The sequence below is a fragment of the Kordia antarctica genome (genome assembly GCF_009901525.1).
GTDB lineage: Bacteria > Bacteroidota > Bacteroidia > Flavobacteriales > Flavobacteriaceae > Kordia > Kordia antarctica.
The window spans coordinates 5,110,810-5,134,295 of the sequence record NZ_CP019288.1; the positions used below are offsets into that span (position 1 = coordinate 5,110,810).

At 33.2% G+C, this 23,486-nt stretch carries 21 protein-coding genes; 11 read left to right on the forward strand and 10 right to left on the reverse strand.

What is annotated here, in order from left to right:
- Window positions 1–49: 49 nt before the first annotated feature.
- The 3 genes from IMCC3317_RS21375 to IMCC3317_RS21385 all read right to left on the reverse strand — a co-directional run bounded on the left by IMCC3317_RS21375 (window position 50) and on the right by IMCC3317_RS21385 (window position 5,204).
- On the reverse strand, window positions 50–1,450 hold the full coding sequence (locus IMCC3317_RS21375; RefSeq protein WP_160131502.1) for a tetratricopeptide repeat protein: 1,401 nt from the start codon (window positions 1,448–1,450) through the stop codon (window positions 50–52).
- A gap of 199 nt (window positions 1,451–1,649) precedes the next feature.
- Window positions 1,650–2,831 carry an aspartate aminotransferase family protein gene (locus IMCC3317_RS21380; protein ID WP_160131503.1) on the reverse strand — a complete coding sequence of 394 codons (1,182 nt, stop codon included), beginning with the start codon at window positions 2,829–2,831 and terminating at the stop codon, window positions 1,650–1,652.
- Window positions 2,832–3,494: 663 nt separating this feature from the next.
- On the reverse strand, window positions 3,495–5,204 hold the full coding sequence (locus tag IMCC3317_RS21385) for an OstA-like protein (protein ID WP_160131504.1): 1,710 nt from the start codon (window positions 5,202–5,204) through the stop codon (window positions 3,495–3,497).
- 307 nt (window positions 5,205–5,511) lie between these two features.
- Here IMCC3317_RS21385 and IMCC3317_RS21390 point away from each other — a divergent pair, with 307 nt between their 5' ends.
- From IMCC3317_RS21390 to IMCC3317_RS21435, 10 genes are all read left to right on the forward strand, one after another.
- Window positions 5,512–8,364: a M16 family metallopeptidase gene (locus IMCC3317_RS21390; RefSeq protein WP_160131505.1), complete on the forward strand. Its 2,853-nt coding sequence runs from the start codon at window positions 5,512–5,514 to the stop codon at window positions 8,362–8,364.
- A gap of 150 nt (window positions 8,365–8,514) precedes the next feature.
- Window positions 8,515–9,279, forward strand: coding sequence for a ParA family protein (locus tag IMCC3317_RS21395; protein ID WP_160131506.1), 765 nt, complete (start codon window positions 8,515–8,517; stop codon window positions 9,277–9,279).
- A gap of 14 nt (window positions 9,280–9,293) precedes the next feature.
- Window positions 9,294–10,199 carry a ParB/RepB/Spo0J family partition protein gene (locus tag IMCC3317_RS21400; protein ID WP_160131508.1) on the forward strand — a complete coding sequence of 302 codons (906 nt, stop codon included), beginning with the start codon at window positions 9,294–9,296 and terminating at the stop codon, window positions 10,197–10,199.
- Complete coding sequence (locus tag IMCC3317_RS21405) at window positions 10,189–10,797, forward strand: DUF5683 domain-containing protein (protein WP_160131509.1); 609 nt, start codon at window positions 10,189–10,191, stop codon at window positions 10,795–10,797. Before IMCC3317_RS21400 ends, IMCC3317_RS21405 begins: the two co-directional genes overlap by 11 nt.
- Before the next feature lie 31 nt (window positions 10,798–10,828).
- Complete coding sequence (dapB, locus tag IMCC3317_RS21410; protein ID WP_160131510.1) at window positions 10,829–11,530, forward strand: 4-hydroxy-tetrahydrodipicolinate reductase; 702 nt, start codon at window positions 10,829–10,831, stop codon at window positions 11,528–11,530.
- Between the two features lie 94 nt (window positions 11,531–11,624).
- Window positions 11,625–13,196, forward strand: a complete 1,572-nt coding sequence (gene lepB / locus IMCC3317_RS21415; protein ID WP_160131511.1) for a signal peptidase I — start codon at window positions 11,625–11,627, stop codon at window positions 13,194–13,196.
- Window positions 13,197–13,379: 183 nt separating this feature from the next.
- A complete protein-coding gene (locus IMCC3317_RS21420; RefSeq protein WP_160131512.1) occupies window positions 13,380–14,000 on the forward strand; it encodes a WbqC family protein in 621 nt (206 codons plus the stop codon).
- Window positions 14,000–14,311 carry a DUF6122 family protein gene (locus IMCC3317_RS21425; RefSeq protein WP_160131513.1) on the forward strand — a complete coding sequence of 104 codons (312 nt, stop codon included), beginning with the start codon at window positions 14,000–14,002 and terminating at the stop codon, window positions 14,309–14,311. The genes IMCC3317_RS21420 and IMCC3317_RS21425 overlap by 1 nt, the downstream gene beginning before the upstream one ends.
- A gap of 72 nt (window positions 14,312–14,383) precedes the next feature.
- Complete coding sequence (locus IMCC3317_RS21430) at window positions 14,384–14,770, forward strand: NTF2 fold immunity protein (protein WP_160131514.1); 387 nt, start codon at window positions 14,384–14,386, stop codon at window positions 14,768–14,770.
- A 1,226-nt stretch (window positions 14,771–15,996) separates the two neighbouring features.
- Entirely contained in the window at window positions 15,997–16,152 is a 156-nt protein-coding gene (locus IMCC3317_RS21435) for a hypothetical protein (RefSeq protein WP_160131515.1), read from the forward strand.
- Between the two features lie 103 nt (window positions 16,153–16,255).
- Here IMCC3317_RS21435 and IMCC3317_RS21440 read toward each other — a convergent pair whose 3' ends face one another.
- The 7 genes from IMCC3317_RS21440 to IMCC3317_RS21470 all read right to left on the reverse strand — a co-directional run bounded on the left by IMCC3317_RS21440 (window position 16,256) and on the right by IMCC3317_RS21470 (window position 22,983).
- The gene (locus IMCC3317_RS21440; protein WP_160131516.1) at window positions 16,256–17,290 is read right to left on the reverse strand and encodes an endonuclease/exonuclease/phosphatase family protein; all 1,035 of its coding nucleotides are present in this window, start codon (window positions 17,288–17,290) and stop codon (window positions 16,256–16,258) included.
- A 3-nt stretch (window positions 17,291–17,293) separates the two neighbouring features.
- Window positions 17,294–18,184 (reverse strand): rhomboid family intramembrane serine protease, encoded by an 891-nt coding sequence (locus tag IMCC3317_RS21445; protein WP_160131517.1) that lies wholly within the window; start codon window positions 18,182–18,184, stop codon window positions 17,294–17,296.
- A complete protein-coding gene (locus IMCC3317_RS21450) occupies window positions 18,184–18,951 on the reverse strand; it encodes a rhomboid family intramembrane serine protease (RefSeq protein ID WP_174805962.1) in 768 nt (255 codons plus the stop codon). The genes IMCC3317_RS21445 and IMCC3317_RS21450 overlap by 1 nt, the downstream gene beginning before the upstream one ends.
- A 3-nt stretch (window positions 18,952–18,954) precedes the next feature.
- Window positions 18,955–20,814, reverse strand: coding sequence for a DNA mismatch repair endonuclease MutL (gene mutL / locus IMCC3317_RS21455; protein ID WP_160131518.1), 1,860 nt, complete (start codon window positions 20,812–20,814; stop codon window positions 18,955–18,957).
- Between the two features lie 3 nt (window positions 20,815–20,817).
- Complete coding sequence (locus tag IMCC3317_RS21460; RefSeq protein ID WP_160131519.1) at window positions 20,818–21,117, reverse strand: hypothetical protein; 300 nt, start codon at window positions 21,115–21,117, stop codon at window positions 20,818–20,820.
- 125 nt (window positions 21,118–21,242) lie between these two features.
- Window positions 21,243–22,514 (reverse strand): adenylosuccinate synthase, encoded by a 1,272-nt coding sequence (locus tag IMCC3317_RS21465; protein ID WP_160131520.1) that lies wholly within the window; start codon window positions 22,512–22,514, stop codon window positions 21,243–21,245.
- Window positions 22,515–22,548: 34 nt separating this feature from the next.
- On the reverse strand, window positions 22,549–22,983 hold the full coding sequence (locus tag IMCC3317_RS21470) for a Fur family transcriptional regulator (RefSeq protein WP_160131521.1): 435 nt from the start codon (window positions 22,981–22,983) through the stop codon (window positions 22,549–22,551).
- Between the two features lie 285 nt (window positions 22,984–23,268).
- Here IMCC3317_RS21470 and IMCC3317_RS21475 point away from each other — a divergent pair, with 285 nt between their 5' ends.
- Window positions 23,269–23,484, forward strand: coding sequence for a class I lanthipeptide (locus IMCC3317_RS21475; RefSeq protein WP_160131522.1), 216 nt, complete (start codon window positions 23,269–23,271; stop codon window positions 23,482–23,484).
- The last annotated feature ends 2 nt before the right edge of the window (window positions 23,485–23,486 follow it).

The following is a 23,486-nucleotide window of genomic DNA, read 5'->3' on the forward strand; positions in this document are numbered from 1 at the left end:
AATTTCATTCATAAGTAATTATGAATACTACACGCAAAAGTATGGAATTTTATGTGGACGGTTTTTTAAATTCTGAAATAATATTTTTGACCGAAACACGCATAAAAATACTTGGAAAAAGTTTTTCAAATTGCAAGTGTTGTGTAAAGTTGTTTCGCAATGCATTTTTTAGATGAAACGTTCCTTTTGTTTGTTCGCCTAGCGTGAAATAGATTCCTGCCAATCGGTATTCAATTTTTGAATGATCTGGAAAAAATTCCAACGCTTGCAAAAGTACATGAACGCCATTGCTGTATTCGCCTAGAAGCTTTAAAATATCTGCCCAAGCAATCCAAGTAGACAGTTCATAGTTTCCTAATTCGACCGTTTTTTGATAGGCAATATCTGCTTCTTCATAGAGTTGCAATGCTCTGTGAATTTCTGCACTTCGTCTCCAATATGAAACATTTTCAGTATCAATATTAATCGCTTTATTGATGTAATGCAACGCTTTTTGATAGTTTTCTTCCTTTATATAATAGTCTGTAATTGCTGTCCAACCTTTATCTAATAACGGATCTTCATGAACCGTTTTGTAGTAGAATTTTACTGCTAAGTCTTTTTTGCCTAGCTTTTCATAACATTTTCCAATGCGTAAGAATGCAAACGAAGTTGGATCGTCTAAATCTAACGTTATTTGATAGTTGTGAATTGCTTCTTCGTATTCGCCTAGTTTTTCGAGTACTTTTCCTTTTTCAAGATATGCACCAATAAAACGATCGTCAGCAATAATAGCAAAGTCAAAAGCGGCTAATGCTTCTATAAATAATTTTTTGGTGTAATATTGTTTTCCTAATTGATGCCAAGCAACTTCCGAATACGGATTTTTGTCTATGTAACTGTTTAAGTATTCAATAGCGCCGTCAATATCTTCTAAAAACTCAAAACAATAAATCGCGTTGTATAAGGAAGAATAATCGTCCATATCAAACTCAATACACTTTAAAAAGTGATGTTTTGCTTCTTTAAAATCTTCAATAAATAAATATTCCATTCCAATTAATGAGTTGACATCTGCCATATCATCTGTGAATTCCAACGCCATTTTTAATAACTCAATGGCTTTGTAATGTTGATCTCTTTTGGAATAGATATTTGCTTTCTGAATATAGACTTCAGCATTATTCGTCTCTAAAACATAGAGTTTGTCTAGTAATTTTTCGGCTTCATTTAGTTTGTTTTCATACACCATCAATTCGATTTCCATGAGTTTTAAATTCACAGAACTCGGATGTTGTTCTAAACTTATTTTTATAGCTTTTTTGGCTAAGGCAACTTTCCCTGAATCTAAGTAATGATGAATGATATCTTCAAATTCAGAAGAGTCAAAAAACAAAACATTGTTTGTCTTCAACATCGATTCAAACTTCGAAAGCGCTAAATTTTGATCTTCATTAGAGCTAAATAGCATAAGCAATACGCGTTTTTAGATTTCTATAATATTAAAAGTAGTTGATGCAAGTGTTGTTTTTTGGGTTTGAAGCCAATTGTTTTCAACAAAGTAATCAACAAGTGTTAATTATTGCCTGTGAGACAATTAATTGATTTTTAGCGGTTTGTTCTATTTTTCGGTTGTTTTGATGACTATTTATAACGAATTTTGGTTTTATTTAGTCTTTTATGGTTCGTAAAACTTTCATAATAACGGCGCAACCTTGCTTAATTTCATCTTTTGAAATCGTTAATGGTGGCGTAATTCGCACGGCTTTTGGCTCAAATAATAGCCAAAAAAGGATCAAACCTTCTTCCAAACAACCTAATATTATTTGATTCGCAACAGCTGCATTTTTCACAATTAGCGACAACATTAATCCTTTTCCGCGAATTTCTTCAATGTATTTGTGTTGTAATAATTCTCGGAATAATTCTTCTTTTAGTACTGTTTGAGCCATTAAAGTACTTTCTGTAATTTCTTTTAATGTTGCCAAACTTGCTGCTGCAATTACTGGATGACCGCCAAACGTTGTTATATGTCCTAGTTTTGGTTGCTCTTGTAACGTGTCCATTATTTCTGCGGAAGCTGTAAATGCTCCAACAGGCATTCCGCCGCCCATTCCTTTTCCCATTACTAAAACATCTGGTATAACATCATAGTGTTGAAAGCCAAATAGTTTTCCTGTGCGACCAAATCCGGGTTGTATTTCGTCTAAAATCAACAATGCGCCGACTTCTACACAACGTTGTTTTACTTTTTTTAAATAATTATTTGTTGGAACAATAAAACCTGCGCCACCTTGAATAGTTTCTAAAATAACGCCAGCCGTTTTCGTTGTAATTTTCTCTAAATCTTCTTCATTATTGAACTGAATAAAATGGACATCGGGCAATAATGGTCTGAAAGCTTGTTTGCGTTCTTCAAAACCCATTACGCTCAATGCGCCATGTGTATTTCCGTGATACGCATTGTTTGCAGCAATTAATTCCGAACGTCCTGTGTAGCGTTTTGCTAATTTTAAAGCACCTTCAATAGCTTCTGTTCCTGAGTTTGTTAGGTATGTTTTTTCTAACGGATTTGGCAATAGAGAAGCTAACAATTTTGTCAATTCCACTGCTGATTTTTGCACATATTCTCCATAAACCATGACATGCAAATAGGAATCTAATTGCTTTTTAATCGCATTGACAACTCTTGGATGTCTGTGTCCTAAACTACATGCAGAAACACCAGCTACAAAATCTAAATATTCTTTGTTATTTGTATCATAGATGTAACTTCCTTCCGCATGCGAAACTTCCATTGCGAGCGGATGCGGCGTTGTTTGTGCTTGGTATTTTAAAAAATCTTTTTTCATAGAAATTGTTTGCAAAGATACGAAGTTAATTGGTGGGTTTTTGATTGAAAAATTAAACATTAAATAACGTGAGTTCGACATAGTTTTACTTAAGTAAAATTTTGAACATATTTTAAAAATAAGTGCTAAGTATTTGATTTTCATTTTTTTTTATTTTCGTTTTCTTTGTTCGCACAAAGAAAAGAAACAAAAGAAAGTGCGCTTTTCCAGAGGTATTTTTAGTTTTTCTTTTAAGGAAAAACTAAAACCGCATGAATTTTTCTAAATTTTCTCCAAGGATTCGAAAATTCTTAACGAAAAATCCCTGCTATACTGCGGAAAAGACAAAAAACACTCTGAATTTTTATATCGAACTCAGGTTAAATATACAAAGTGATAATTTTGTAAGGGAATCTTGAAATTGTGTAAGACGTAATTGCCAATTCTGTTGCATCTTTGTAATGTAATTAAGAAATGAATTAGCAAATAATAAGAATATAAAGTTTTGGTTGGTTATAAAAAGAGGATGATATCTACAAAAGTCATTCTCTTTTTTGTGTTTAAAGGTTTAAGAAATCTATTCGAAAAAGAATAACGAACATCGATTTTTCATTTGAGAAGTTTCTCAAACTTGTTTCCCAATACCCAACAACCCAAAACCCAAATTCCTAAGACCTAAAAACCCTATTCCTTTTTCACCTTCGGTTGCGCAACAAGTTTCTTCTTCTCGTAGACTTTCTCCTTTTTCTTCTCTGGAGGAACAGCTTTTACAGTAGGTTTTAAAGCTTTTTCATCAGAATCTCGTTTTTCTTCCAAAGGATCCATTGCATTGTTCACTCCGCGGATTACTGGTAAGACTAAATTATTATCATCTTCATCAAAAATATCCTCTTTGGAAAACATACGTTCATCGCCACGCCAAACAAAACCACGTAGTTTTCGGGCATTTTTTGGTAAATCTTTATCAGGATAAATGACGCCATCTGGTCGTGTGAAAAAGGTAATATCTTCTATTTGACTCTCGTTTAAAGTCAGATTAATTGCGCTACAAATGGTTTTATTGATTCCAATAAATTCATTTTCATCATTGTACATATAATAGACAACTTCCGTGTTTTTTACGACATCAACTTCTCGCAGTTTGTTTTCTTCAAACTTTCCATATAAGTTCAATCCTTTAACCTGATTGTAACCTTCGCCAAGCGTATCTTTATTCACAATAAAAGCATTGTTGATTACTTTTAAAGAGTCTAATTTTTCAGTTTTCACATTAGAAATCAAGAAAATTGTGTCGCCTGTCATTTGACTTTCGCCATTCCACAGAATTGGATTGTTCAGCATTTTGGTGATTCCCGATTTATTATCGGCAAACAAAGAATCACATTTTCCGCTCATATCTGTTTTGAAAAACTTCACATTTTTATACGCACGAATCACTCTGTTTTCCGCTGGACCAGTGACTAACAATCGATCTCCGTGAATGTACATCGAATCTGTTTCTACCAAACTAATCGCAACAGCGCGTTTGGTAATAAAGGCAGAATCTTTCGCTTTGTACACTTCGCCATAATGACCTTTTAGAATCATTTTATTAATGGTGTCCGTAATTTTTATATTGTTAGTTGCGGAAGCAAATTCGTTGTTTTTTTCAAAATATAAACTATCACCATTTATGATTCTATTGTCATAATCAATCCGTGATTTTTTAATAAAATAGCCTTTTTCCGTGACTGTATTGTAAAATCCACGTTCGCAATAAATGGTATATTCATCTCCTTTTATAGTTGATGGTCCATACATATACGCATGTTTGGAATCGGTATAATAATCCAATTGCGCAGAGTTTACCGTGTATTCTGGATTCGTAATATTTACTTCTTTTAAGAACTGATATTTATTTTTTTCCATAAAATAACGTCCTTCAATACTTTTTAAAACGGTTGCGCTATCTTTTACAATGCCACCTGTATTAAAATAGGCTTCTTGCTTGTTTCTGTCAAAGTATAACGTGTCTGTAGACAACGTCATATCTGTATTTTTCAAACGCACATTTCGTTTGGAAATAGCGCGTTTTGTATCGCCATCATATTCAATGTATTCGCTAGACATTTCGACAGAATCTCCTTGTTGAATGAATACATTTCCATAGGCTTTTACCCAATTCGTATCTTGAAACAAAACCGCTCTGTCACACCATAAATCCATTCCTTCGTGTTCAAATCGGACTTGTCCAGTTTTCGTTTTGGAAAATATTTTTGCGCCAGGATATTTGTCTTCATTCACTTTCAAATTACCACCATACACAATTTTAATCACCGTTTTTTTATTTACAGGATTTTGTGTTTGCGAAAACGCAACTTGAGTTAAAAAAAATAAGATGAATAGTTTTTTCATAAAAGCATTCGCTAGAAATAACAATTGTGGTAAGTTCGATAGTTTTGTGCGTACACAGCTGCTAAATTATCGATCAAAAATAATCTTTTTTGCATGCAAAGTTTATAATTTATGATTTTTTAACTTGGAAACCTCTTTTTTGAGACACTACTCAAACTTGAATCAGTTTGCTTTTATCTAAAAAGAAAGCGAAAAGATTCACGACGAATCAATTATTAATTTAATGTTAAAGTCTCTTTTTTCTTTTGAAACGCTTCATTTTGTAGTATTTTTATTCCAAATATACTAAAAACCAAATTATTTTATTATGAAAAAATACATATACCTCTTAGGGTTAGTAGTCATTATGAGTTTAGGAAGCTCCGAAAAAGCAACTGCTCAATCCAAGAAAAGTGATCAAAAAGAGATTCTAGGAACAAATGAAGATTCAGCAAAAATACCCGTTGATCCTAATGTGAAAATGGGGAAGTTATCTAATGGACTCACATACTATATTAGAAACAACGGAAAACCAGAAAATAAAGTAGAATTGCGTTTGGTTGTAAATGCAGGTTCTATTTTAGAAGATGAAGACCAACTCGGATTGGCGCATTTTATGGAGCATATGAATTTTAACGGAACGAAAAACTTCAAAAAAAATGAGCTTGTAGATTATTTACAAAGTATCGGAGTAAAATTTGGAGCGCATTTGAATGCGTATACTTCGTTTGATGAAACCGTTTATATTTTACCAATTCCAAGTGATGATCCAGAAAAACTTGAAAAAGGATTTCAAATTATTGAAGATTGGGCGCACAATGCATTGTTAACAGATGAAGAAATTGATAACGAAAGAGGTGTTGTACTCGAAGAATATCGTTTGGGAAAAGGAGCAAGCGAACGCATGTTACAAAGATATTTGCCTAAAATTATGTACGGTTCTAAATACGCAAAGCGTTTGCCAATTGGAACGAAAGAAGTTTTAGAAAATTTTGAATATGAAAGTTTAAGAAGATATTACAAAGATTGGTACAGACCAGATTTAATGGCTGTTATTGCAGTTGGAGATGTAGATGTTGCCATATTGGAGGAAAAAATAAAATCACATTTTGGAAAAATTCCTGCAGCAACAAACCCAAAACCTAGAAATACTTTTGATGTAGAAAATCATGAGGAAACATTAATAGCAATTGAAACTGACAAAGAAGCTTCATTTGCACAAGTACAAGTTCTATTTAAAGATTTAGGGAAACCTAAAAAAGATGCGACTGTAAAAGAATATAGAACTTCTGTGATTAAAGGATTATTCACTCAGATGATAAACAACAGATTAGATGAACTAAAAGAATCTGAAAATCCGCCATTTGTATACGGATATAGTTTTCATGGAGGAACTTGGGCAAGAACGAAAGAAGCATATCAATCTTTTGCAATGACAGCTCCAGACAAACAATTAGAAGCGTTAGCAGTATTACTAGAAGAAAATGAAAGAGCAAAGAAATTTGGTTTTGGAAGTGGCGAATTTGAAAGAGCAAAAAAGAATATTACTGCACGACTAGAAAAAGCATTTAAGGATAAAGACAAAACAGAATCCAATAGAATTGTAGGCGAATATGTTAGAAACTTCTTGGAAGGTGAAGCGATGCCAGGTATTGAATGGGAATATAATTTCTACAAAAGCGTATTGCCAACAATTCAGTTAAGTGAAATAAACAATGTAATTACCAACTATTTACGAGATACAAATAGAGTAATCGTGCTTACAGGTCCTGAAAAAGAAGGAATGACTAAAGTAACCGAAGCACAAGTAAAACAAACGCTGGAAGACGTAAAAAACAAAAAAATAACACCTTATGAAGACAAAGCTGTAGCGACTTCTTTACTAACGAATTTGCCGCCTAAAGGAAGTGTTACTAACATTTCTAAAAATGAAAAACTAGACGTAACTACCATAAAATTAACAAACGGCGCAACAATAACCTACAAGAAAACAGACTTTAAAAACGATGAAATTCTTTTTGAAGCCTTTAGTTATGGAGGAAGTTCTTTATATAGTGATGAAGAATATAAAACAATTGGGTTTGCAGGTGGCGGACTTGCGGAAGCTGGCGTAAACGGATTCTCTAAAGTTGATCTTGGAAAAATGATGTCAGGAAAAATAGTTCGAGTGCGTCCTTATATTGGAACCTACAGTGAAGGTTTAAGCGGAGCAACAACACCAAAAGACTTGGAAGAATTGTTTCAAATGACGCACTTATACTTTACCAAATTAAACAAAGATGAAAAGGCGTATATGTCTTATGTAAACAAGCAAAAAGGGTTCTTAACAAATATGTTGGCAAATCCACAATTCTACTTTCAAAACGAAATGGGGAAATTTACCAACGGAAAAAATCCTCGATACTTAGGATTTCCAACAGGAGAAAGTATGGACGCAAGTGATTATTCGTTGGCGTATGAAAAATATCAAGAACGATTTGCTGACATTAGCGATTTCAACTTTTACTTTGTCGGAAACGTAGACGAAAAAGTGCTTGTAGATTATGCAGAAAAATATTTAGGTTCATTAGAAGGAAAAAATTCAAACGAAAAATACAACGTAAGTTCATTTAGACCTTTAACAGGATCTCATTCAAAAATTGTAGAAAAAGGACAAGATCCAAAAAGCGCGGTTCGTATTATGTTTCAAGGTGAAGCAGAATATAATAGAGAAGAAGCAAAGGCGATGAAAGCGCTTGGAGAAATATTGAGCATCAAACTTATTGAAAAACTCCGAGAAGAAGAAGGTGGCGTTTATGGTGCTGGAGCTAGAGGAAGTATTCGAAGTTTTCCATACGGATGGTATAACTTTAGTATTTCTTTTCCTTGTGGACCCGAAAATGTAGATAAATTAAAAACTGCAGCTTTGGCTGAATTGCAAAAAATAATTGACAATGGACCGAGTGAAAAAGATGTATCAAAAATAAAAGAAGCACAGCTTTTAGAATACAAAGAAAGTATCAAAAAGAACAGATTCTGGTTAGGATATCTAAAAAATTCAGATTACATGAATCGCGATGTAAATCGTGTTCTAGATGATGAAAAAGTAGTAAATGAATTGACAGCTTCAGACATTCAAAATGTTGCTAAAAAATACTTGACAAAAGGGTATATTTTGGGAATCCATAATCCTGAAAAATAGAATCATAGCACGTATTAAAACCGCTTAGACTTTTCTAAGCGGTTTTTTTGTTTCTAGTTTTAACGAAAGATTATCATAGTTGTTGATAATTTTCATTTCATTAACTCAATAATAATTGTATTTTTATCGCTTAAAATCCTCAAACCAAACATGGGCAAAATAATTGCTATCGCAAATCAAAAAGGTGGCGTTGGAAAAACGACAACATCTATAAACTTAGCCGCATCCTTAGGCGTACTTGAAAAGAAGGTATTACTAATTGATGCAGATCCACAAGCAAACGCAACTTCTGGGTTGGGAATTGATGTGGAAAACGTTGAAAAAGGCACGTATCAAGTATTAGAACATACGGCAAGCGCGGCTGAAGTAGTAATAAAAACGAGCTCACCAAACTTAAGTGTTATTCCTTCACATATTGATTTGGTTGCTATTGAAATAGAATTAGTTGATAAAGATCAGCGTGAATATATGTTGAAAAAAGCCTTGGCTCCAATCAAAGATCAATACGATTATATATTGATTGATTGCGCGCCATCGTTAGGATTATTAACCTTAAATGCATTAACAGCCGCAGATTCGGTAATGATCCCGATTCAATGTGAATATTTTGCATTAGAAGGTTTAGGAAAATTATTAAACACGATTAAAAGTGTTCAAAAAATACACAATCCCGATTTAGACATTGAAGGATTGTTATTAACAATGTACGATTCTCGTTTGCGTTTATCAAACCAAGTCGTAGAAGAAGTACAAAAACATTTCAACGAGATGGTTTTTACAACCATTATTCAACGAAATGTACGATTGAGCGAAGCACCAAGTTATGGAGAAAGTATCATTAATTATGATGCAGCAAGTAAAGGCGCGGCAAATTATTTAAGTTTAGCACACGAAGTGATTAAGAAAAATAAATAGAGGCAAAAAGATTTATGGCGAAGGCAACAAAAAAACAAGCATTAGGAAGAGGATTATCAGCCTTATTGAAAGATCCTGAAAACGATATTAAATCAGTTTCAGACAAGAATGCAGATAAAGTAGTAGGAAATATTGTAGAACTCGCAATTGATACGATTGAAGTAAATCCGTTTCAACCACGAACAAATTTTAATGAAGAAACACTTCGCGAATTAGCTTCTTCTATCAAAGAACTAGGTGTGATTCAGCCGATTACAGTGCGTAAATTAGGTTTTGAAAGTTATCAATTAGTTTCTGGAGAACGTCGTTTTAGAGCTTCTAAATTAATTGGACTCGAAACAATTCCTGCGTATGTGCGTATTGCAAACGATCAAGAATCGTTGGAAATGGCATTGGTAGAAAACATTCAGCGTTCCGATTTAGATCCAATCGAAATTGCATTATCCTACCAACGATTAATTGACGAAATTAGCTTAACGCAAGAACAAATGAGTCAGCGTGTTGGAAAAAAACGTTCAACAATTGCAAACTACTTGCGTTTATTAAAACTAGATCCAATCATTCAAACAGGAATGCGCGACGGTTTCTTAAGTATGGGACACGGACGTACGTTGGTAAATATTGAAAACACCAACGATCAATTGGAAATTTATGAAATGATTCTGACCAAATCCTTATCTGTTCGTGAAACCGAAGAATTGGTAAAGAATTACAAGAAAGATAAAACTATAGAAGCTCCAAAAACTGAAACAGCGGAAAATCCGAAGTATATCAAAAAAGGAATTCGTGATTTTTCTGAATACTTTGGACATAAAGTAGATGTGAAAGTTAGCAAAAATGGAAAAGGGAAAATTAGCATTCCTTTTCATTCGGAAGAAGATTTTGCTCGAATTAAAAAATTACTAAAAAGTGGGAAATAGAATCATTTTAGCGTTATGCTTCTTGTGTTTTGCATGCCAATTATCGTGGTCGCAAGATGATACAGAAAAGAAAGATACGGAAGAAACAACGAAAGAGGAATCTGTCTTAAAGGTAGAAAATGCTACAGTTGTAGATGAAAAGAAAGTAATTGATCCGTTGTCGCCATCAAAAGCGGCTTTTTATTCAGCTATTTTGCCAGGATTGGGACAAGCGTACAACAAAAAGTACTGGAAAATTCCAATTGTGTACGCCGCGTTAGGAACGGGAATTTATTTTTATATAGACAATAATAAAAAATACAATCAATATAGAAGTGCATATAAACGACGTTTGGCAGGTTTTACCGATGATGAATTTCAAGGAATTGTTGCCGATAATGACGCATTAATTGATGCACAAGAGTTCTATCAAAAAAATCGTGATTTATCGTTGCTTTTAACGGTTGTTGCCTATGTGTTAAATATTGTTGACGCCAATGTTGACGCGCATTTATTGCAATTCAACGTAAGTGACGATCTTTCAGTACATCCATATCTTGATCAGAATGAAATTGATTTCAATCGAAACTTAGGAGTCACGCTCAATTTTAAATTTTAGCTTCTTTATACTGCATAAAAAACAACAACGTATGAATATTGCATTGCTCGGTTATGGTAGAATGGGGAAAGAAATTGAAAAAGTAGCTATACAAAGAGGACACACAATTGTTCATAAAATAGAAGGTGATATTTCTTCGTATAATTTCACTACTGTAGATGTGGCAATCGATTTCAGCATTCCGTCTGCTGCTTTTCAGAATATTTCGCATTGCATCAAACACCAAATTCCTGTAATTTCAGGAACGACAGGTTGGCTGGAAAAATACGATGAAGTTGTTAACATGTGTGAAGCTGAAAAAGGAGCTTTCATTTATGCTTCAAACTTTAGTTTAGGTGTAAATATTTTCTTTGAGATGAATAACTATTTGGCAAAAATGATGTCTCAATTAGAAGATTATAAGGTTTCTATCGAAGAAATTCATCATACCAAAAAACTAGATGCTCCAAGCGGAACTGCTATTACTTTGGCAGAAGGAGTTATTCAACAAACAAATTACAACGCTTGGAAACTTGATGAAGCAGCAAACGCTACAGAAATTCCAATTGTTGTCAAACGAATTCCAGAAGTTCCTGGAACACATGAAATTACATATACATCTTCCGTTGATAGCATTTCTATAAAACATGAAGCGCATAATCGTCAAGGCTTTGCTTTAGGCGCAGTTGTCGCTGCCGAGTGGATTCAAAATAGAGTAGGCGTGTTCACTATGAAAAACGTGTTAAACATATAATAAATACAAAGGATATACTATTTCAACCTATATATTTGCAAATAATCAAGAACATTCAGTATATATGCACTACTGAAACAAAAAATAACAACCAATGACGTTTACGCAATCATTTTTACTATTTTTCTTAATCGTTCAAGTAATTCACTTTTTAGGAACTTGGAAACTCTATGTAAAAGCTGGTAGAAAAGCTTGGGAAGCTGCTATTCCTATATATAATGCAGTGATTTTGATGAAAATTATCAACCGACCAAAAGAATGGTATTGGGTAATTTTACTATTCATTCCAATCATAAACCTAATTGTTTTTCCAGTAATTTGGGTAGAAACCATTCGTAGTTTTGGACGTACAGATCGTATGGAAACAATTTTAGTTGTTGTAACATTAGGATTCTACATTTACTACGTAAACTATATGTTAGATGTTGAATATGTGTATGATAGAAGCTTGCAACCAAGAACGCCAGCAGGCGAGTGGATTGCTTCTATATTATTTGCAGTTGTAGCGGCAACATTGGTACATACGTATGTAATGCAACCGTTTGTAATTCCGTCGTCTTCGTTAGAAAAAACATTGTTAGTGGGCGATTTCTTATTCGTAAGTAAAATACATTACGGCGCAAGAACACCAATGACTTCGGTGGCTTTGCCAATGGTTCATGACGCAATTCCTTTTACAGGAATGAAATCGTACTTAAAAGAACCACAATTACCATATTTTAGATTTCCAGGGTTTGAAGGAATTGAGCGAAATGATATTGTTGTATTCAATTGGCCAGCAGATACATTATCAGTTATTGAAGTTGGTAGTAGTCCTACAATGTATAAACCGTTAGACAAACGCTCAAACTACGTTAAACGTTGTGTTGGTTTACCAGGTGATGAATTAGAAGTGCGAGACGGATTTGTATTTACAAACGGAAAACAAAATGTATTGCCTGAACGTGCGAAATTGCAGTTTAACTATAAAGTATCTACTAAAGGAGGAGGTTTTAATCCTCAATATATGCATGATCGTTATGACATTACAGATGGTTTTGGAACAACTGGCGAAAAAAATCAATACTTCTTTTATGCGTTAACAGAAGCGACAGCGGAAGAATTAAAAAATCATCCTAATGTACTTAGTATTGAAAAATTTCTTGAGCAAAAAGGTGTTGTTACTAGGGACAAAGTCTTTCCACATTCAGATAATTACAAATGGAACAATAGCCATTTTGGACCCATTACAATTCCTGCAAAAGGATCAACAGTACAATTAACAAAGGAAAACTTACCATTATACAAACGAGCAATTTCTGAATACGAAGGAAATAATTTGACAGTAAAAGACGATCAAATTATGATTGACGGAAACGTAATTACTTCCTATACATTCAATCAAGATTATTATTGGATGATGGGAGACAACAGGGGAAATTCGCAAGATTCTAGAAGTTGGGGATTTGTTCCATTTGATCACGTTTTAGGAAAGCCCGTTTTTGTTTGGTTTAGTTGGGATACAAAAGGAAATGGAATCTTCAATAAAATACGTTGGAACCGAATGTTTACAACCGTAAGTGGCGAAGGAAAACCTGTTTCATATTTTATCTATTTCGTAATTTTACTATCAGGTTGGTTTGTATTTAATTACTTTAGAAAGAAGAAGAAAGCGGCTGGGAAATAGTTTTCAGTTTTCAGTTTTCAGTTGTCGGTTTTCAGTTGTCAGTTGTCGGTTCGTGTTTGTCACTTCGAGCGCGGTCGAGATGAGGTACTTGGGTATGAATCGATATTTTTTGTTTACTCTAAATCTGAAATTTACTCTGATAAACTTTTCAACTTATAAACTCATAAACCAAAAAAAAAAACAGTGCCTACAATTATCCATCCAACATATTTCCCTACAATTGCGCACTATGTAGTGTTGGCAAAATCTGATGGTTTAGTATTTGAAATGGAAGATAATTTCCAAAAGCAAACCTATCGAAGTCGAACGTATATCTATGGAGCGAATGGAAAACTGATGTTTAATGTTCCTGTGCGACATCTTAAAGAAGAAAAAAATCAAAAATATAAAGACATTCAATTAGCTAACGAAACTCCTTGGCAACGTTTGCATTGGAAATCGTTAGAATCTGCGTATCGGACTTCGCCTTATTTTGAATACTATGAAGATGAATTGCGTCCGTTATTTGAAAAGAAATATACGTTTTTGATGGATTTGAATTTAGAAACAATTCAGTCGCTAAATGATTGTTTACAATTAGAAGTATCAACTACTAAAACCACAGTATATCAATCAATTGTAACCGATATTCAAGATTTTAGAAAATTAGCCAACGTAAAAAAAGAACCTGATTATGGTTTTGATACCTACACGCAAGTATTTGAAGCCAAACACGGTTTCATTCCGAATTTGAGTATTTTAGATTTACTCTTCAATGAAGGAACAAATGCGCTCACCTATTTAGAACAACAAACGTTCACATAATGGAACTCAGAACCTTTATCCATTACGGTTTACACTTTATCTTTCCGCTGTTGATAGCTCTACTATTCTATCGAAAATCGTGGAAAATGACATATTTAGTTTTCATTCTTTGTATGTTGATTGATCTCGATCACATGCTCGCAACGCCCATTTTTGAGGCAAATAGATGTAGCATTAACTTTCATCCGTTGCACACGTATTATGCAATTGCTGTTTACGTAGGATTCCTATTCTTCAAAAAAACACGTATTTTAGGAATTGGTTTATTGATGCACATTTTGGCAGATAGTGTTGATTGTTGGATGATGTAGGTTTTTTAGACTTCTTAGATTAGTTAGATTGTTGGACTTCTTAGATTAAAATATATGTAGTAAATTTAAACAATGAAACATTTCAATAAAATAGTAATTCCTATATTTATGTTGACGATCTTTTTCAGCTATGGTCAAGAAAATCCAGATCCTCGAAAAATGTCAAAAGCACGTGCTGAAATTATTCTCATCAAGGCTTTAAAAGATTCGACACTTCACAATGTTATAGGAAGTGAACCGATATTAACAACTGAGAAAAAAGTAATTGAGTTTGCAGAGTTTGTTCTATTTGATACTTATGGAAAGAAAAATATTGAAATTCAAAAACCATATAACTGTATCCAGATTGATAACTATTGGGTAATTAGCGGAACATTACATCAAGAAATAGGCGGAACATTTCTGATAATTATCGATTCAAGAAATTGCAAAATCATTCGATTAACGCATGGTAGGTAAAATGAAAAATCGAAACAAAGTTAGCTAGTTTTTTAAAATGCTCCACAAAATCGAAGTTAAGTTACAGAAGCAGCATACATTACTGTTTAGTCTTGATAGTCTTGAGAAGAACATGCATCCGTTTTACAAAATAGTTTACAAGAATACGTGTATTTACCACTACGATCTATAACGTGAGTTTGCTTTAAATTTGAAATAGATTTTTGTTTAGCCATAATGATTTAAGAGTTCTTTTTCATAACATGATGTTTTTAAAAATTAGTAATAAACCTAATGAATGAAACATTACACCAGAAAAAGTGAAGTCCGATAAAGTGTTGCTTAAAGGATTATCGATGCTTTTAGTATTTAAAAAACCTTTGTAAAAACAGAAAAAGCCGGGAGATTTTTTCTTCCGACCTTGATAAAGTTTTACTTAAATTTAATTTTTCTCTTTAACAATCTGCATAGCAAAACCTGAGTTCTGTAAAACATTTTTCATAAGTGATTGTACAAGTTTGAATTTCATGAGAAGCACATAAATCCGAATTACAATATTCATTTACAGTAATGTAACATTTTTTTGTAACTCCTCTAAATCCTCCGTGAACGCTGTTAGTTTGCAAGTTAGAAACTAGTTTTTTGTTCAGCGTTAGTAATGTGATTTTTTTTTCATAATAGGTGGTATTAACGTTACTTCAAATGAATCAAATATTAGACCATAAAGAGTAAATTCCTATTAAATTTTACTTAAAAAAAGTAGATTAGAAAACGGAAATAACATTTGTAAAATAGAAAAAGTCGGAAGATTTTTTCTTCCGACTATAATTGACCAAAGTCTGTTTTTTTTAAAATGCTCCAAAAAATCGAAGTTTAGTCATACAAGCAGCATACGTTAAGATGCAATCTTGATAATGCTTAGAAAAAACAACACTTTGTTTTACAATAATTTTTACTAGTAGAATAGCAATATTCCTGTGATTTCCCACCTAAAACTAGTGTATCCTTTAAACTTGAAATTGACTTCTTGTTCAGCATTAATGATGTGATTTGTTTTTTCATAATATTTGGTTTTAATGTTACATCATATGAATCAAATATCAGACCAAAAAAAAGTAAATTCCTATTAAATTTTACTTAAAAAAGTTGATTATTATTACATATCTCCTTAATCAACTGTAAAAAGTAAACCTTTCTATATTCCTATTGAGAACAAAGTTCTATTAAGTGTGTTCGATGAAACAAAAATGAAACTAGATATCTATCAAAAAGCCATGAATGATTCTGGAGGAATTTCGGTGGAAATAAAAAAAATAGAAAGAAAGTGTTTTTATTACGTTTCTAAATCGATTTTTGAAAATAAAGAAATGGTCATTGAAGGGAAAATTTGCAAGGAAAAATAAATACAGTTTATAGCAAAATTATTTAATTCTTCAATAGTTAAACTATAGATGAAAAATATTGAATACTGAAGTTTTTCAATTCTTGAATCATTGAATCTTTCAATCAATCCAAAGAAATCACACTCTTAATAGCAAAATGATCCGAATAATGTTCAGAAAAAGTTTTGAACGTATTTACGGTAAATGATTCATCTGCTAAAATAAAATCGATTCGCATTGGGAAATAAGAGAAATCCAATGTTTTTCCAAATCCTTTTCCAGCTTCTACAAACGCATCTTTCATGTCGCCTTTAATGGTTTTATACACATTTGAGAATTGTGTATTGTTAAAATCGCCCAAGATAATTTTCTTGTAATTACAGTTCTTCCGATTAATTTCAAAGAGCTCCGCTTGCGATTGTTGCATCTTAAACGTATTCGCCATTCGCTTTAACAAACGCTCCGAATTCTTCTGTGAAAACTCCTCCGTTTCTGGGTTGATATGCAACGATTGTAAATGCAAATTGTACACGCGAATCGTATCGCCATATTTTATAATATCTATATAAATAGCATTATTTGGCGTATTTGGAAACTCAAGCGAGCCTTTATGAATGATAGGAAATTTTGAAAAAATAGCTTGTCCTGTCTTTTTATTTTGACTCTTTAAAGCGACATATTTATGTGGATAAAAACTAAAAGCAGGTTCTTGATTGCGATGAAACTCCTGAAACGCAATAATATCGGGCGATTCCGAACGTACCAATTCCACAATTTTTTTATCAATACTTTCGTCCTTCAACCATTCATAAATATTAAACAATCGCACATTATAACTCATTACAGAAATAGTGTTTTCCGTTGGTTTGGTCGTAGTATCTGAAATTTTATATAAAGAAGTGACATGTGAATAGCCAATAATCAACACGAAAAATGATAACAAAAATTGCTTTCGGACATTTAAAATCCAAAAAAATAGAAAGAAAAAATTAATCACAATAAACACAGGAACTAACAAACTAAGTACGGAAAGGATCGGGAAACTTTTTGGAACTGCGTACGGTAAAATATAAGATAGGAGCAACAAAGCCGCAAAAACAGCATTGAAGAAGAAGATTATTCTACCTAAAAAGCTCAATTTTTTCTTCTTCTCGCTCATAAATTAATTCTCCTTTCCTGCTTTAAACAAAAAATCTTTCTCCAATTTAGTCAAGCTTTCATAACCAGACTTACTAATTTTATCCAAAATAGCATCTACTTTTCGCTGTTTCTCCGTTGGCGATTGTGTAGCCGTATTTGTAGTAGAACGTTTATTTGTATTGTTTCTGTATACAGTTTTTAATGGAGATTTCTTTTTTGATGAAAAATAGCCTGTCAAGCTATCCCAAAATCGTTCAAATCGGATGCCAATATCATTTCCTTTTTGAAGCTGTTTTACAAAAATAAAACCAATAAGTGCGCCGCCAATATGTGCAAAATGTCCGCCAGCATTATCATACGGAATTGCGGCAACATATGATATAACTAACAATGTAGCAAGTATCCAATATTTAAGTGGAAACACTCCAAAAAGATTTACAATGAAGTTTGGCGAATAGGTCGCACCAGCAACTAAAACAGCCAATACAGCCGCCGAAGCGCCCATTAAAACAGCAGATTCATCAGCGAAAGCAGGTAATAAATTATACGCTATCAAAAATAGAATTGCACCCGAAAAGATTCCGTAAGCATACACGGTAATGAATTGTTTTTCAGTAAAAAATATGTTGAATATTTTCCCTGTAAAGTATAATACTAAGCAATTGAAAATTAAGTGAAAAAACCCAATATGAAGAAAAGCATACGTTACAATAGTCCAAGGTTTATAAAGCAATTCCCAACCATTTGGTATGGCAAAATATTCGACAAAAAATGTAGAACGCGTCTTTATAAACGAATAATAAATAGTATTGAATAAAGCAATTATTGTAAAAATGACAATATTGATAAAAATCAACTTTTCAGCTGCGTTAAATCCGCGATATAAAGTCGTTATGCGTGTTTTGTAATCCATTAATTCCAACGATTTTTATTAAACTGAGTTTTATTAAAATACAACATTAATAAGAAGCCAAATAATGCGCCACCTAAATGTGCAAAGTGCGCAATATTTCCGCCGCCAAATAGACTTAAACCACCTGTAATTCCGCCAATAAAATCGATGACCAATAATCCAGGAATGAAATATTTTGCTTTGATTGGAATTGGAATAAACATCATCATCAATTCCATATTTGGATACAACATTCCAAAAGCAACTAAAACACCATATAATGCTCCAGAAGCTCCAACTGCATGAGAGTTAAATGATGACATTAATTGTGTAAATTGACTAGGCGTTAACAAACTTTCCCAGCTAATAATATACTTACCTTCTTTTAGTACAGATAGAATTTCAGTTTGATTAAATCCAGCTTCTACAAGTACTCCAATATTACTGTAAACGCCATAATAATTAACCAGCGTATGCACCAAACCTGCGCCAACACCAGTAATCATGTAAAAACTAAGAAATTTTATTTTTCCCCAGCGTTCTTCCAAAGCAGATCCAAACATCCACAAACCAATCATGTTGAATAATAGGTGTGCTGGACTTGCTACAGAATGCATAAACATACTTGTAATAGGTTGCCAAAACCCAAACGATTCATTTTCAGGGAAATGTAATGCTAGAATATTGTTGAGGTCAATATTCGCTTTCATTCCTAAAATTACAGTTGTCAACCATAATAGTACATTTATGATAATTAGGTGTTTTACCGTTTCCGTGATCCGCATCATAAACTATATAAATTTTTTATCTAAATCATCTACACTTAGCGTGATGAAAATTGTTTTTTGAAAAGGCGAAACTGTTGGTTCTTTACAAGCAAAAAGATTGTTTACCAACGCTTGTTGTTCTTCGACTTCTAATTTTTTTCCTGTGCGAATTGCCATGCTTTTCGCTAATGATTTTACTAAAACGTCTGTTTGACTGAATCCTGTATCGGGAATTTCACCTTGAAAATCATTCAGCATTTGCTCAATAATAATTTGCAATTCGCTTTCAGAAATATTTGATGGAATTCCAGAAAGTTCAATCGTATCATCAGTAATTTTACTGAACATGAAACCGATATTTTCTAAACTTTCTTTGACTTCTTTTAAAAGTGCAATTTCGCTTGTAGAAAAACTAAACGTTACCGGAAATAATAATTGTTGACTTACGGCTTCGCTTACGGTAATATTTTTTAACAATTGCTCGTACAAAACACGTTGATGCGCTCTGTGTTGATCAATCACAACAATTCCTGATTTGATAGAACTTACCAAATATTTTCTGTGTAATTGATACGTTAACGTTTCGCGAGTTTCATCGTTATTGAAAAACGAACTTGTCACTTCTTCCGATTCAAATTCGATGCTTTCTCCAGAAAATCGTGTGGTGCTTGATCCAGATTCGAGTCCAACATACAAACTTTCCCAACCTTCTGTTGATTCTTTTCGGAAAGCCGGATGTCTTGGTGTTGCCGTATTTCTAGACACCATTTTTTCGTCCGCAAACGGATTGAAACTTGAATCGACTTGTATTTTTGGAACACCAACTGATTTGTTTTTATAATCGTATGGCGTATCTAAATTTGAATCGCGATCAAAATCGAGTATTGGCGCAATATTAAATTGTCCCAAACTGTGTTTTACCGTCGCGCGCAACATTGCATACAACGAATGTTCGTCGTCAAATTTTATTTCTGTTTTTGTTGGATGAATATTAATATCAATCGTTTCAGGATTAACTTCCAAGTAGATAAAATAACTCGGTTGCATCTTATCTTTCAGTAAACCTTCAAATGCTGCATTAATGGCGTGATTTAAATAGGGACTTTTTATAAATCGATTGTTCACAAAGAAAAACTGCTCGTTTCTGCTTTTCTTTGCAAATTCTGGTTTACCGACAAAACCTTTAATTTTCACAATTTCAGTATCTTCTTGAATAGGAACTAATTTCTCATTGGTTTTTCCACCTAAAATATTAACAATTCGCTGTCTGCTATTACTTATTGGAAGATTAAATAATTCATTTCCATTATGATACAACACAAAAGAAATATCTGAATGTGCTAAAGAAACACGTTGAAATTCGTCAATAATATGGCGCAATTCTACCGTATTTGACTTTAAAAAGTTTCGACGTGCAGGAATATTATAAAAAAGATTTTTGACTGAGATAGAAGTTCCTGTTGGCGTTGTCACGACTTCTTGCGCAACAATAGTACTTCCTTCAATTTTAATGCGCGTTCCGAGTTCGGAGTCGTCATTTTTCGTTTGCAACTCTACATGCGCAATTGCGGCAATGGACGCCAACGCTTCTCCGCGGAAACCTTTGGTGTGTAAATTAAATAAATCTTCTGCTGCTTTAATTTTGGACGTAGCATGACGCTCAAAGGAAAGTCGCGCATCAGTTTCGCTCATTCCAAATCCGTTGTCAATAACGTGTATAAGTGTTTTTCCAGCTTCCTTTACAATCAGTTTGATTTCGGTTGCTTGTGCATCAATTGCATTTTCAAGTAACTCTTTTACCACAGATGCAGGTCGCTGTACAACTTCTCCGGCTGCAATTTGGTTTGCAACATGATCGGGTAAAAGCTTAATTATGTCTGCCATGTATTATCTTCCTCTAGTAAATATTGATAGGTCAAAGTCAATAAAATACAAGAAAACGAATATGAGTACCGCAATAATTACTAGTAAACGAACGGATACTTCACGATTTCCTCTATGTCTATTGGCTTTACGTGCTTCTTTCCAATGTCCTCCAAAGTCATTTGCATTGAGACCTTCTCTGTGTTTTTCAAATCTAGATCCTATTTCATAAACGTTTCCAACCTCTTTTCCTTCGTAGTAACGCGGTGTATAATTGAATCGTTTATTCTTTCTCAGTTTAAATGTACCTCCTTTTAAAAACATAGTCGTAGAATTATATCAAAGTTACCTAAAAACAAAACAAAAACCATTCCTAAAACTATAAAAATTGTTAAAATGTGTTTGATTAGAATTAAAAAAAGCTCCCAATTTGGAAGCTTTTTTATTAATTATCTGTGTATTGTTTGCGTTCTATCAGGTCCTACAGAAACTACTTTGATCGGAATTTCGAGCTCCTTTTCTAAGAAATCTATATATGCATTCAATTCTTTTGGAAGTTGAGAAGAATCTGTCATTTTGGTCAAATCTTCTTTCCAACCTTTAAATTCTGTATAGATTGGTTCTACATTTTCAGGTTCAATATTGTATGGAAGATGCGAAATAGTTTCTCCTTTATATTTGTAAGCGGTGCATATTTTTAAGGTTTTAAAACCAGAAAGCACATCGCCTTTCATCATCATTAATTGTGTAACTCCATTTATTTGCGCTGTATATTTTAGTGCAACCAAATCGAGCCATCCACAGCGTCTTCCGCGTCCAGTTACAGCACCAAATTCATGTCCAATTCGAGCCATATCAGCGCCAACTTCATCAAATAATTCTGTTGGAAAAGGTCCTGAACCTACGCGCGTTGTATACGCTTTAAAGATTCCGAAAACTTCTTTTATTTTGTTTGGAGCAACTCCTAAACCTGTACATGCACCAGCCGCAGTTGTTGTAGAAGAAGTTACAAACGGATACGTTCCGAAGTCAATATCTAACAACGAACCTTGTGCGCCTTCAGCTAAAATAGTTTTCCCGCTTTTTTGTGCTTGGTGTAAATATTCTTCGCTGTCAATGAATTGCAATGCTTTTAAAATTTCCACAGCTTCAAAGAATTCTGTTTCCATTTCTTCTAAATTGTACTGAACATCAACGTTGTAGAATTTAATCATGGACTCATGCTTGTTAGTCAATGCACGATATTTCTCTTTCCAATTGTCCAACTCTAAATCTCCGACACGAATTCCGTTTCTTCCAGTTTTGTCCATATATGTTGGTCCAATACCTTTTAAAGTAGAACCAATTTTGGCTTTTCCTTTGGAAGCTTCCGAAGCTGCATCTAACAACCGATGTGTTGGTAGAATTAAATGTGCTTTTCGCGAAATAATAAGTTTCGTTTTGATGTCAATATTGAATTGCGCCAAACCGTCTAATTCTTTCTTAAAAACCACAGGATCAATCACGACGCCATTTCCAATCACGTTGGTAGCGGTTTCATGAAAAATTCCTGATGGAATTGTACGTAATACGTGTTTAATTCCATCAAATTCCAACGTATGACCAGCATTTGGTCCACCTTGAAAACGTGCAATAATATCGTAGTTTGCGGTAAGTACGTCAACAATTTTTCCTTTGCCTTCGTCTCCCCATTGAAGTCCGAGTAGTAAATCTACTGCCATTGTAATAATTTAGTTAGTGAGTTGTAGTTTGTAGTTATTTTTTCTTTGTAGCATAGAAATATAATGAGTGATTGTGAATATCAATTTCAAAAATTTCTTCTATAGTTTTTTTAATACTTTGAATTCTTGGATCGCAGAATTCCATCACTTCTCCAGTATCTGTTAGAATAATATGATCATGTTGTTTGTCAAAATATGATTTTTCGTAATGTGCCTGGTTTTGCCCAAATTGATGCTTTCGAACCAAACTACTATCCAATAAAAGATCAATAGTGTTGTACAGCGTGGCTCTACTAACTCTATAATTTTTATTTTTCATTTTAATGTATAGCGACTCAATATCGAAGTGCTCTTCGTTGTCGTAAATTTCTTGTAGTATGGCAAAACGTTCAGGAGTTTTTCGATGTCCGTTATCTTCTAAAAACTTAGTAAAAACGTTTTTTACAATATCTTGATTAGTTTCCTCCATTTGTTGTTGCATCTTGGCTGAAGATTAAAAAACAAATTTACACTTATTTTTCAGATTTAGAGATATATTATCGTTTGGAATTCAAATAGACACGTAAAGTAGAGCGGATTTATGATCATATAATTTGATTTTGTTTGTTTTTTCGCTTTTAAAAATGTACTTTTAGTAAGTATCTTTCTGAGTATCAGAAATATGCTTTCCTCTAAATTTCATATAAGTAACATGGTTAGTCATGCCAATATTGGTATGTATTCTATTGTAATTAACTTTAATATTTTATATGTCATGAAAAAAAAAGAATTTAACCTAAGACTTAATCTTCGTAAGAATGTAATTTCTAATTTAGATAGCAATCAAATAAAAGGAGGAACGAATCCAATTGTAATCACCATTCAATTCACCGTACAGTTTACCACATTAGTGACCAAACCAGAAGTCTGTGAAACGCATGGCGATGTGTGTACATTATATTGTGAAACCAAAGAGATATGTAACTATTAACA